General features: G+C 64.5%; 3 protein-coding genes. All 3 read left to right on the top strand.

Annotation, left to right across the window (positions count from 1 at the left end):
* Positions 1–96: 96 nt before the first annotated feature.
* Positions 97–459: an IS66-like element accessory protein TnpA gene (gene tnpA / locus ACXAJT_RS27550; protein WP_475242198.1), complete on the top strand. Its 363-nt coding sequence runs from the start codon at positions 97–99 to the stop codon at positions 457–459.
* Positions 456–803 carry an IS66 family insertion sequence element accessory protein TnpB gene (gene tnpB, locus ACXAJT_RS27545; protein ID WP_475242194.1) on the top strand — a complete coding sequence of 116 codons (348 nt, stop codon included), beginning with the start codon at positions 456–458 and terminating at the stop codon, positions 801–803. Before tnpA ends, tnpB begins: the two co-directional genes overlap by 4 nt.
* 62 nt (positions 804–865) lie before the next feature.
* A partial coding sequence (gene tnpC, locus ACXAJT_RS27540; RefSeq protein WP_475242192.1) for an IS66 family transposase occupies positions 866–1,795 on the top strand: 930 nt, incomplete at its 3' end.

Below are 1,795 nucleotides of genomic sequence, written 5' to 3'. Positions count from 1 at the left end.
AACCGACCGGTTGAGGCCGCCTGCCGGTTGGAGGCGACCTGATCTAAGACACGTGCTTAACGACGTCCTTTGCGACGTGTCTTAGATGGAGGGGTCATGCTGGGCGAAGTTCTGGGCGTTGAGCGACGCCGACGGTGGAGCGACGACGAAAAGCTCGAGATCGTGCTGGCGGCTGGTGCTGACGGGGCGACGGTGACCCAGGTCGCTCAGCGCTACGAGGTGACACGCTCTCAGATTTACGGGTGGCGGCGGGACCTGAAGCAAAAGGGTCTCTGGTCGCCCGGTCACGGCGCTTACTTCCTTCCCGTCGATTTCCCGGAGTCGGCAGCTCCAGCGCCCACGCCAACCAGATCGGTTCCGGTGGAGTTGCGGTTGACCAACGGGAGATGCTTGAGGTTCGACAGCGGCATGGACGGAGAAGCTCTGACGCGGCTGATCCGGGCCGTCGAGGCGGCATGATCGGCCCGGGAACGGGCGTGCGGGTCTACCTTGCCTGCGGCGCCACAGATATGAGGAAGGGCATTTCTGGCCTATCCGCCATGGCACAGGACGTTCTACGTCAGAAGCCTACAAGCGGCGCGGTCTTCGCGTTCCGGGGGCGCCGGGGCGACCGGCTCAAGCTGCTCTACTGGGATGGTCAGGGCTTCTGCCTTTACTACAAGGTCCTGGAACGCGGGCGCTTCCCGTGGCCGAGCACCGAAGGCGGCGTTGCCCGGCTTACCTCGGCTCAGCTGGCCATGCTGTGGGAAGGGATCGATTGGCGCCGTCCGGACTGGGGCGCGCCACCTGCGCGCGTGGGATAGATTATCTCCCTGAAGTCCCTTGTTTTGTTGGCTATTATGGGTGCCACGTGGTATCTGTCGGCATGTCTGATGACGCCGATATCCTCTCCAACGATCCCGCTGTTCTGAAGGCGATGATCGCCGCCCTCCAAGCGGAGAATACCCGCATGTCGGCCACGCTGCAGGCGCATGAACAGCTGGTCCAGACGCTGCGGCTGAGGATTGCGAAACTGCAGAAACAGGCCTTCGGCAAGTCGTCGGAAAAGATTGAACGGGAGATTGCCCAGCTCGAGCTCGCGCTGGAAGACCTGTTGATCGCGGCGGCCGAGCAGCGCAGCGAACCGATCGAAGATGAGGATGCGGGCCCTCTCGACATGGTGCCCGAAGCCGCCGAGGTGAAACCCCGCCGCAGGCCGCGGGCATCGGATGGGACACCCCGCGAACGCCGCGAACTCGATCCCGGCACCTGCTGCCCGGAGTGCGGGGGCGAGCTGCGCGTGGTGGGAGAAGATGTCAGCGAGTTGCTCGACATGGTTGCCGCGCAGATGAAGGTGATCCAGATCGCACGGGTGAAGAAGTCGTGCCGCCGCTGCGAGAAGATGGTTCAGCCTGCCGCCCCGAGCCGCCCGATCCCCGGCAGCATGGCCGGGCCAGGCCTTCTGGCCCATGTCCTGGTCTCGAAGTTCGATGATCACGTTCCGCTCTATCGCCTCAACGAGATTTATGCCCGCATGGGCGCCGAAGTGCCGGACAGCACGTTGCTGGACTGGTGCGGCCGGGCCATGAAGGTGCTCGAACCGGTCATCGAAAGGATCGAGGCCGAGGTCATGGCCGCGCCGATCCTCCATGCAGACGACACTCCGATCCGCGTATTGGACCGGTCACGCCGGGACCGCGGCCTCGGCAAAGGGGTCAAGCAAGGTCGGGTCTGGGCCTATGTCTCAGATCAGAGGCCCTGGGCCGGCAGCGCACCGCCTGGTGTGGTCTACCGCTTCTCGCCGGACCGGAAAGGG

It is taken from the genome of Salipiger sp. ABF4_146 (genome assembly GCF_056161345.1).
Note: the sequence above shows the minus strand (reverse complement) of the source record. Positions and strands in the feature narration are given on the sequence as shown.

What these genes read in the sequence shown, in the direction of transcription:
- tnpA (WP_475242198.1), top strand. Translation starts at nt 97, where the DNA reads ATGCTGGGCGAAGTTCTGGGCGTTGAGCGACGCCGACGGTGGAGCGAC.
- tnpB (WP_475242194.1), top strand. Translation starts at nt 456, where the DNA reads ATGATCGGCCCGGGAACGGGCGTGCGGGTCTACCTTGCCTGCGGCGCC.